9 protein-coding genes and 1 pseudogene are annotated in these 8,489 nt (G+C 61.1%); 4 read left to right on the top strand and 6 right to left on the bottom strand.

The genetic code is table 11. From position 1 onward, the window contains the following. Both ACNKID_RS08525 and ACNKID_RS08520 read left to right on the top strand, forming a co-directional pair. Window positions 1–368, top strand: a pseudogene (locus ACNKID_RS08525) (hypothetical protein); the annotation flags it as partial. Window positions 369–385: 17 nt separating this feature from the next. After that, window positions 386–697, top strand: a complete 312-nt coding sequence (locus ACNKID_RS08520; protein WP_417913010.1) for a YbaB/EbfC family nucleoid-associated protein — start codon at window positions 386–388, stop codon at window positions 695–697. On the opposite strand, the gene ACNKID_RS08515 is transcribed toward ACNKID_RS08520, so the two are convergent. From ACNKID_RS08515 to ACNKID_RS08490, 6 genes are all read right to left on the bottom strand, one after another. Next, window positions 692–1,345, bottom strand: a complete 654-nt coding sequence (locus ACNKID_RS08515; RefSeq protein ID WP_417913009.1) for a phosphoribosylanthranilate isomerase — start codon at window positions 1,343–1,345, stop codon at window positions 692–694. The genes ACNKID_RS08520 and ACNKID_RS08515 overlap by 6 nt on opposite strands. A 5-nt stretch (window positions 1,346–1,350) precedes the next feature. Next, window positions 1,351–2,115, bottom strand: a complete 765-nt coding sequence (trpC, locus tag ACNKID_RS08510) for an indole-3-glycerol phosphate synthase TrpC (protein ID WP_417913008.1) — start codon at window positions 2,113–2,115, stop codon at window positions 1,351–1,353. A 152-nt stretch (window positions 2,116–2,267) separates the two neighbouring features. After that, window positions 2,268–3,644, bottom strand: coding sequence for an NAD(P)(+) transhydrogenase (Re/Si-specific) subunit beta (locus ACNKID_RS08505; protein ID WP_417913007.1), 1,377 nt, complete (start codon window positions 3,642–3,644; stop codon window positions 2,268–2,270). Next, entirely contained in the window at window positions 3,641–3,943 is a 303-nt protein-coding gene (locus ACNKID_RS08500) for an NAD(P) transhydrogenase subunit alpha (RefSeq protein ID WP_417913011.1), read from the bottom strand. Before ACNKID_RS08500 ends, ACNKID_RS08505 begins: the two co-directional genes overlap by 4 nt. A gap of 18 nt (window positions 3,944–3,961) precedes the next feature. Further along, a complete protein-coding gene (locus ACNKID_RS08495) occupies window positions 3,962–5,098 on the bottom strand; it encodes a Re/Si-specific NAD(P)(+) transhydrogenase subunit alpha (protein WP_417913006.1) in 1,137 nt (378 codons plus the stop codon). Between the two features lie 149 nt (window positions 5,099–5,247). Then, entirely contained in the window at window positions 5,248–5,832 is a 585-nt protein-coding gene (locus ACNKID_RS08490; protein WP_417913005.1) for a VOC family protein, read from the bottom strand. Window positions 5,833–6,064: 232 nt separating this feature from the next. On the opposite strand from ACNKID_RS08490, the gene ACNKID_RS08485 reads away from it, so the two are divergent. Further along, window positions 6,065–6,487 carry a hypothetical protein gene (locus ACNKID_RS08485; protein WP_417913004.1) on the top strand — a complete coding sequence of 141 codons (423 nt, stop codon included), beginning with the start codon at window positions 6,065–6,067 and terminating at the stop codon, window positions 6,485–6,487. 2 nt (window positions 6,488–6,489) lie between these two features. Then, on the top strand, window positions 6,490–8,489 hold a 2,000-nt coding region (locus ACNKID_RS08480; RefSeq protein WP_417913003.1), incomplete at its 3' end, for a CHAT domain-containing protein.

The raw sequence follows: 8,489 nt of genomic DNA, 5'->3' as shown, positions 1-8,489 counted from the left end.
CCTTGGAGCGGGCCGTCACGCCGCCTAAATGGGAAGGCGACAAGCTAATTCTGACGTACCACGACTCGGCAGATTGCAGCATCTTAAAGAGCAAAGAGCAATTGGCCGAACTGACTGCGCTGGCGGCTGATTTCTTCCAAGAAAACCTGCGCATTGTTTTCGATGAGCCAAAAGCCTGCGGCCTGCCGACAGAATCTGGCGGCGCGGAGGCGGTGCGCAAGGAGCGGCAAAGCTTGGCTAACGATCCCGTGGTGCTGATGGCGGCAGAGATTCTCCGAGGCCAAGTCAGTGAAACACGCATTGGGCCGCAGTATAAAAAAACACTGGCAGAGGCTGAAAACGCAGCCAACGAGGTCGACGAGGCGTAACCCAAACAAGGAGAGTGATGATGAATTTGTCCGATATGATGAAGCAGGCCAAGGAGTTTCAGGAGAAGATCGGCGCGGTGCAGTCGGATCTGGCTTCCAAGAGCGTCACCGGTTCAGCAGGCGGCGGCATGGTCACTGCGAAAATGAACGGCAAAGGCGAGCTGATTGGCCTGACCATTGAGAAGGAGATCATCCGCCCTGAAGACGCGGAGATGCTGCAAGACCTGATCGTGGCCGCTGTGGCCGACGGGGCGCGAAAGGCTTCCGAACTGGGCCGCAGTGAAATTTCTAAGCTCACCGGCGGCTTGAAGATTCCGGGCCTTTCATAGGGCGCAGCTGTCGAACTGGCGGACAGCGCGGACAACAGCTCGGATGAGGGCGTGATCTTTGCGGCCCGGACTGCTCTCCACGCCTGAATTGACATCCACGCCGTAGGGCCGCACAGCCTCGATTGCGGCGTGGATGTTGCTGGCATCCAGCCCGCCCGCCAAGATGAAATTTCGTTGCAGCTTGAGCCGGGGAATCAGCGACCAGTCAAAGGTCTGGCCAGTGCCGCCTTCCTGCCCCTTGCGGTAGGTGTCCAAAAGAAAGGCCCGGACATGGGCATGATATGGGGCTGCATCCTCGGCTTGCAGCTGAGTTCCCACGCGCAAGGCCTTGATGATCTGGCAGGGCGCAGCGGCGCGGGCCAGCCGCTCGCAATAATCGGGCGGTTCTTGGCCGTGCAGCTGGGCGCAGCTCAGGCCGCAGAAGCGGATGATCTCCTCGGCCTCGCCGCAGTCGCGGTCCACAAAAACCCCCACTGTATTGACAAAGGGCGGCAGCTGCTCGATGATCAGGCGGACAGTTTCCGGGTCAACATGGCGCGGGCTTTTTTCATGAAAGATGAAGCCCAGCGCGTCCACGCCCGCCTCGACAGCGGCCTGCGCATCCTCTAGATTGGTTATGCCGCAGACTTTGATGCGGATTCGGCTCATGGTCGTCAAACGGCAAGGAACTCCCGCAGCGTTCCGGCCTGCTCCGCGCTTCGCATCAGGCTTTCGCCGATCAGCGCGGCCCGCACTCCCGCCTCTTTCAGCCGCAGCATGTCCGCCCGGCTGCTGATGCCTGACTCGCTCACCACTGGAATCGCCGCAGGAATCAGCCGCTTGAGGCGGAAGGTGGTCTCTAAGTTCATGCTGAAGTCCTTCAGATTGCGGTTGTTGATGCCCACCAATTTGGCTCCGGCAGCCAGCGTTTTTTCCAATTCCGGCTCGTCGTGCACTTCGGTCAGCACGTCCATGCCGCGTTCCTCAGCCTGCTGGCGGAAGTCGCGCAGTTGAGATTCATCAAGCAAGGCAGCAATGAGCAGTATCGCGTCTGCGCCATAGACCGCAGCTTCCTCAATCTGAATCGGATTAAGGATGAAATCCTTGCGCAGCACCGGCAGCTCGACCGTATTGCGCACCAGCGGGATGTATTCAATTGCGCCTTGAAAGAAATCCCGGTCAGTCAGCACGGACAGAGCATGCGCGCCGCCGTCGCGGTAGTTGCGGGCAATGGCGCAGGGATCAAAATCAGGACAGATCACGCCCTTGGAGGGCGAAGCCTTCTTCGCCTCAGCAATGATGGCCACGCCGGGTGCAGTAAGCAGGGCGCGAATGAAGCCGCGCGGCGGAGCAACGCTGCCTTCCGGCGGACGGATGCCGCTGCGTTTCAAGACGGCGATTTCTTCCCACTTGCGGGCGGCGATGGTGTCGAGAATCATGGTTGCAGGTGAAAATTATTGGCCAAGTTTGGGAATGCCGATCAGCGCAGCACTGCTCACTGTAAAACATTCCGCAGTCAGCCTCAATCCAAAACTGCGGCGGAAGGCGGTTCTCGCAAACTGCCTTCCGCCGCGCTGCCGCTTTGGCTGTGTCAGCTATTCTTGAACTGCGCGACCAAAGCCTGAATGGACTCCTTCGCGTCGCCGAAATACATGCGGGTGTTGTCGTTGAAGAAGAGCGCGTTCTCAATGCCCGCGAAGCCCGGATTCATCGAGCGTTTGAGGACGATGACCGTCCGCGCCCGGTGGGTCTCGATGATCGGCATGCCGTAGATCGGGCTGGACGCGTCGTTCAGGGCCGCCGGATTGACCACGTCGTTCGCGCCGATCACCACGCAGACATCCACGCTGTCCATGCGCGGGTTGATGTCGTCCATCTCAATGAGCTGGTCGTAGGGCACGTTGGCTTCGGCCAGCAGCACGTTCATGTGGCCGGGCATCCGGCCTGCGACCGGATGAATGGCGTAGCTCACCTCAGTGTCGTTTTTCTCCAAAAGCTCGCCCAGCTCGCGCACCACATGCTGCGCCTGCGCCACTGCCAGACCGTAGCCCGGCACGAAGACCACTGAATCCGCTGATTCGAGGATATAATAGACATCCTCAGCCGAGGCCGGCCGCACCTCGCCCTGCGCCGCCGCGCCGCCGCTCTTGGCCGCGCCGCTGCCGAAGCCGGAGAAGAGCACATTGGCCAAGGAGCGGTTCATGGCCTTGCACATGATCTGGGTGAGAATGATGCCTGACGCGCCGACCAATGCGCCCGCCACGATCAGCAGCTTGTTGGAGACGACGAAGCCGGCGGCGCAGGCGGCCAGGCCGGAGTAGCTGTTGAGCAGAGAGATCACCACCGGCATGTCCGCGCCGCCGATGGGAATGGTTGAGGTCACGCCGAAGCCAAGCGCGATGAGAGCAATGAGGATGAAGAGGAAATAGCCGAAGCCGCTGGCTGGGCTGAGGCAGAAGATCACCGCAGCCAAGAGTGCGGCAGCCAGTATCGCGCCGTTGATCAGGTGCTGGCCGTTGAAGATTACTGGCTTCTGGGTGATTTTGCCGGAGAGCTTGCCGTAGGCGACCATTGAGCCGGTGAAGGTCACGCCGCCGATCAGCACGGAAAGAAAGGTGACGACGGCGACAAAAAGGGACGTGTCCGGCTGCTGGTGGTATTCCGCCCAAGCCAAGGTGAGGCTGGACAGGCCGCCGAAGCCGTTCAGCACGGCCACCATTTCCGGCATTTCAGTCATTCCCACCTTGACCGCCAGCAATGCACCGACCGCGCTGCCGATAAGAATGCCAAGGATGATCCACTTGTAATCCAGCCCGTTGCTCAACATCGCCGCGACCACCGCGATCAGCATTCCGACCGAGGAGAGCAGGTTGCCCTGCCGGGCCGTGGCCGGAGAACTCATCATCTTCAGGCCGAAGATGAACAGGATGGCCGAGATGACATAGACAAAGTTGATGAGCAGGTTCACTTGCCGCCTCCTTCAGTCTTCGCTTCCTTCTTCTTGAACATCTTCAGCATCCGGTCTGTGACCATGTAGCCGCCGACCACGTTGACCGCCGCGAAAGCCACTGCCAAGGTGCCGAGCAGGGCGGAGAAAAACGGATCCTCAACCTGCAAGGAGGCGATGGCCCCGATCATCGGGATGCCGGAGATGGCGTTCGAGCCGGACATCAGCGGGGTGTGCAGGGTGGACGGCACTTTGGAGATCAGCTCAAAGCCGAGGAAGATCGCCAAGACAAAGACAAAGGTCAGATACACCGGTTCCATTTCCATTTCATCCTCCTCTCACTTGTTGATGATGCTTTTGTACATCTCGCTGACTATCTCGCCCGCATGGGTGATCAGCGCACCCTTAATGATCTCGTCATTGCGGTTCAGGTTGAAGACCTTGGTCTGCTTGTCCCAGAAGTGCTCGACAAAGTTGCCGAGGTTGGACGAATACATCTGGCTGGCGGTCTCAGCGAAGCGGCCCGGCAGATTGCCGAAGCCAAGCACACGTACTCCGCTGATCTCGGTGATCTTGTCCACCTCAGAGCCTTCCACGTTGCCTCCGCTCTCCACGGCCATGTCAATGACAACTGAGCCGGGCCGCATCTCAGCCAGCATCTTGCGGTCGATCAGGCGCGGCGCAGGGCGGCCAAAGAGCTGGGCCGTGGTGATCACGACATCAGCGCGGGCGCAGGCCTTCGTCATGCCCTCCTTTTGCAGGGCGAGCTGCTCCGGCGTGAGGGCCTTGGCGTAACCGTCCTTGGTCTGGCCAGTCTCGCCGAGATCAATCTTGACGAACTTCGCGCCGAGCGACTTGACCTGCTCTTCGACCACAGGCCGCGTGTCAAAGGCCTCGACCACCGCGCCCAGCCGCTTGGCTGTGGCAATGGCCTGCAAGCCGGCCACGCCCACGCCGATAATAAAGACCCGCGCCGGTTTGATCGTGCCTGCGGGAGTGGTCATCATCGGAAAGATTTTGTCCAAATGCTCCGCGCCGAGGAGCACTGCGGCGTAGCCCGCAATATTAGCCTGCGAGGAGAGCACGTCCATCTTCTGGGCCAAGGTGCTGCGGGGGATCATCTCCAAGCTGACTGCTGAGATGCCAGCCCGGCAGAGCAGCTCCACCAGCCCGGCCTCGTTGAAGGGGTCAAGGTAGCTGACATGAATGCAGCCCTGCCGCATCAGCTCGATTTCCTCTTTCGGCGGCTTGCGCAGGCGGAGCACCATGTCGGCGGACTGAAGCAGCTCGCGCCGCGAGGCAGAGACCGAGGCCCCGGCCTTCTCGTAGTCCGCATCCTCGAAACGGCAGCTCAGGCCCAGCCCGGACTCAACCGCCAGGTCTGCGCCCAGCTTGACCAGCTTTTCCGCTGTGGCCGGGATCAGGGGAATCCGCCGCTCCCCCGGACAGTTTTCCTTCATGACCGCAATTCTCATAAGCAGCTCCTTGGATTGGTGTGAACAGTCTGGTGAGGCGGCATTTGTCTGCGGCGCTTCATCACAGAGGGCTGTTACTTTTTACACGAAAAAGAGAGAAAGGACTATGCAAAACAACTAGGTGAGGCACGAGGGGCGGCAGACTGCGCTCACCGCCCGGCCCATTTCTGAAAGAAGCCGCTGCTGTCCCCGTCCTTCACCTGCCGCTCTGTCGCTGGTCTGGGGGTGACGGCTTCCGTCCATCTGCCGGGCTGCGGCTCAGGGCCTTCCAAGGCTGCCGGCGGCGGGTCCGCGTCATGCAGGGCAGGCTCGTGCCGTGCGCCCTCCCCTGCTCCGGCGCAGCAGAACTCTATGGGCACGCCGTTGGGATCAAAGGAGTACACAGCATGAAAGCTGCCGTGGTCGATCATGTCGGAACAAGGGAAGCCTGCCGCCTCCAGCCGGTCTTTCAGCGTCCAGACCGCGTCGGCGGAGTCCAGCTCAAAGGCGATGTGATCAAAGGCAAGCGGCCCGGAGACCGGGCGGCCATGCAGCTTCCTTGCCGCAGGCTGCGCACCCTCCCACTCAAAGAAGCTGAGGGCGGTTCCCTCGCCGACCTCAAAGAAGTACTGACGGAACCCGGACTCACCAAAGCCGCTGATCAGGCGCATCCCCAGCAGGTCGCGCCAGAAGCGGATGGTGGCCTCCATGTTCCCGGTGATCAGGGCGATGTGATGGATGCCTTTGAAGCGCATTGGTTCATCAGTATCTGAGCAGCGGCGTGCAGCCTCTGAAAATGGACGCGGCAGACCACGCAGGCAGCCGTCTTCAGGCTATTGTATGTGCATCCGCGATAAATTCCAAGCTGTTTCTCAGCTGCGCTCCGCTGCTTGGGCCGCTGGGCTTGTTTTTCCTCCCGGCGCAGGCTATAGTTGCATCCTCCGGCTTTTTTCCACAACATATTCCAGCTCTTTGCAGGAGGACACCATGCCCAGCATCTTCACCCCCGATCAGCTCACCAGCCTTTCCGCCCAGATTGACCAGCAGCTTGCCCAGCTGCGGGACGCAGCAGCATATGCCGAGTCCAAAGGCAATGAACCCGACAAGCAGGACATCCCAGACCGCCTGCCCGCGCAGTGGCGGGTCATTGCCATTGTAACCAAGGAAGAGCCGCGCAGCTTCTGGCAGCGGTTCAAGCAGGCTGCCCGCCGCGATCTCTGCGAGGAAGGCGGGGTGCTGCACACGCAGTGGAAGAAGTATGGCGACCTGAGCAACGAGGCCGTGCTACAGTCTTTCGGCGCAGTCCTCGCGGCAATGGGCTTTTCCGGCAATGTCTTACAGATGCTGGCCGTGGCCTTGGGTGTGATCGTCATACACCTTGGTTGCAAGGCGATCTGCGAGGAGCAGTGATCATGCCGCTTGAACTGCGTCTTGTCTTCCCTGACCCCACCCGCGCCGCTGTCCAACTACTGGATGATTCTCTGGAAGAGAGCGGATTCTTTCCTTTTGCCAATCCCCTCACAGGCAAGGACTTGGAGGAAATACGCTGGTACCTTGAAGACTACGGCACGCGCTATGCAGCAGAGCCGGATGACGAGCGAGCCGACAAGATGCGGGAGCAGCTCCGCGCTTGGGGAGCGAAGCTGTTCGAGGCAGTGTTTAAAGCAAACGACACTGCCTTGGGCTACTTTCTCCGCTTCCTACAGGCGAAGAAGCAGGGCCGTCTGCTGACCGTCGCTGCCAGCCACCCGGCAGTGCTCTCCTTGCCGTGGGAACTGCTACGTCCGCCGGGTGAGTCCTTTCTCTTTGCTGAGAACCCACGCATCGCTATCCGCCGGGGCTTGCCAGCCAGCGGATTAGGTCGTGAACCATATAGGCCCAAAGCCAAGGCTGTCCTGCGGGTGCTCTTCATCGTCAGCAGGCCAGAGGATGCCAGTTTTATCAACCCGCGCACTGATCCGCAAGCCGTGTTGAACGCCCTCGACATGCAAGAGCAGCAGCGGGCAGAGATCGAGTTCCTGCGGCCTGCCACGCTCACCGCCTTAGAGAAGCGGCTGCGTGCTGACGACCTGCCTGTAGTGGACATCATCCACTTTGACGGTCACGGCGCGTTTGACCGCAGCAGCAGTCTTGCGAAGCGGGAAGACAAAGCCGCCCTACCGCCCTACATGCAGGGCTTGCTGCGTGAAGCTGAGGAGCGGGGCGAGACTGCTCCGGCTGGCGGGCAAGGCTATCTCCTCTTTGAGAACGAGAGCGGCGGTAAGTTCTATGCTGAGGCCCGCATTCTGGGCGAGCTGCTTTTTCGGCAGCAGGTTGGCTTGGTCGTGCTCTCGGCCTGCAAGTCGGCGGAGATGGGCGAGGAGGACGCGATGAGCGGGGTTGCCGCCCGCTTAGTTCATGCGGGCATTCCTGCGGTGCTGGCTATGACCCACAATGTCTTGGTCAAGACCACAGAGGCCCTGTTTGCCGAGTTCTACTGCAGTTTGTTCAAGGGCAGCGCGACCGGCGCAGCCTTGGATGATGCCCGCGCTGACTTGCGCCGCAACCAGAACCGGGGCAAGCGGCTGCGCGGCACGGACGGTTGCGAGGAAGTGACCTTGGAGCTGGAAGACTGGTTCCTGCCTGCCCTATACCAGAACGGGGCGGACAAACCCTTGCTGAAGAAGCAGAAGGCCACAGACAGTCTGCCGCCCAAGCCAGAGCCGCTGCATAATCTGCCCAAGCAGCAGGAGTCCGGCTTCTTTGGCCGGAGCAGGGAGCTGTGGGAGATCGAACGTGCCTTTGCGGTGGAGAACTGCCGTCGTTACAGCATCACTGGCTTTGGCGGCCAAGGCAAGACCGCGCTGGCCTTGGAAGCAGGCCGCTGGCTGCTGCGCACCAAGCTCTTCAAGCGGGCCTGCTTTGTCAGCTATGCCGCCTATCAGGGCAGCGACCCGGTGAGCATGGCCATTAGCACGATGAGCGCGGCCTTGCAGGAGAGTCTGGTTGATGCGGCTGCTGCCGAGGCTGCTCTGAAGCGCGTGCCCACCCTGCTGATTCTCGACAACTTGGAGAGCTTGGCTGACGGGCGCGGGCTGGCCGAGCTGCTCGATGCCGCTGCCCTGTGGTCAGAGGCCGGGGAGAGCCGCGTCCTCCTCACCTCGCGGCAGCCGGACTTTGCTCATCCCAGCTATCCGCTCGCGGGCAGCTATGCTCATCGGCACTGGCCCTTGCAGGGACTGCGCGAGGACGATGCCGTGGCTTGGTTTGACGAGCTGCGCCGTCTGCCGCCCAAGAGCAGGCTGAAGCGGCCCCGCCGCGATGTGCTGATCAGGCTGTTTGAGCAGGTGGACTTTCATCCCCTGTCCATCAGCCTGCTGGCCCAGCAGCTCAAGGAGCGCGCCGCCTCTGATGTGGGCGAGCGGCTGGAGGC

Origin of the sequence: Candidatus Electronema sp. TJ, from assembly GCF_048287355.1 — a bacterium.
Classification (GTDB): Bacteria; Desulfobacterota; Desulfobulbia; order Desulfobulbales; family Desulfobulbaceae; genus Electronema.
This window is presented reverse-complemented; position numbering and strand designations above follow the sequence as displayed.